The organism is Bittarella massiliensis (ex Durand et al. 2017), assembly GCF_017566145.1.
GTDB lineage: Bacteria > Bacillota > Clostridia > Oscillospirales > Ruminococcaceae > Bittarella > Bittarella massiliensis_A.
In genome coordinates, this window is record NZ_JABFCL010000331.1 from 1 (window position 1) to 213 (window position 213).

At 46.9% G+C, this 213-nt stretch carries 1 pseudogene; it reads right to left on the bottom strand.

What is annotated here, in order from left to right:
• A pseudogene (locus HJY11_RS14545) lies at positions 1 to 195 on the bottom strand (indolepyruvate ferredoxin oxidoreductase subunit alpha); the annotation flags it as partial.
• Between the last annotated feature and the right edge of the window lie 18 nt (positions 196 to 213).

The window sequence follows — 213 nt, forward strand, 5'->3', positions numbered from 1 at the left end:
TTCAATTTCCACATGCCGGTATTTGGCATTCCCTGGCATCATTACATTCTTGCGTATATTTTTCTCATACGGCTTATCCGGAATCTCTATCCGTTCTTTCAACTCCACCAGTCCTTGGGAATGTGCCAGTCTGGTGGTAATACGGAAGATCACCGGGCGGTCGTACTGCTCGCTCAACTCAAATCCGATTTTCACAAACTCCTTCGCTTCCTC